Here is a 222-nt window from a genome sequence, read left to right as displayed (position 1 = left end):
ACCTTAACTGCCCATGCGATTACCTTAGCTAGCAGTAGCGCCATCTCGATTACCAATAGTGGTGCTGGTTCGATTGACGGCATCATTGCAGGTATCGGTGTTACTCTGACAAAAGCAGGAGTAGGTACTTTAACCCTAGGCAACGCCACCACCAACAGCACCTACAGCGGTGGCACGACTGTCAATGGCGGTACCCTCAAAGCGGGTTCAAGCTTCCAGCCA

1 protein-coding gene is annotated in these 222 nt (G+C 52.3%); it reads left to right on the top strand.

Annotated elements, in window-relative coordinates; translation table 11 throughout:
* Nucleotides 1-222 (top strand): autotransporter-associated beta strand repeat-containing protein (locus ICN47_RS13120; protein WP_216220301.1); only part of this gene is annotated, 222 nt, incomplete at both ends.

It is taken from the genome of Polynucleobacter sp. AP-Latsch-80-C2 (genome assembly GCF_018882185.1).
GTDB lineage: Bacteria > Pseudomonadota > Gammaproteobacteria > Burkholderiales > Burkholderiaceae > Polynucleobacter.
This window is presented reverse-complemented; position numbering and strand designations above follow the sequence as displayed.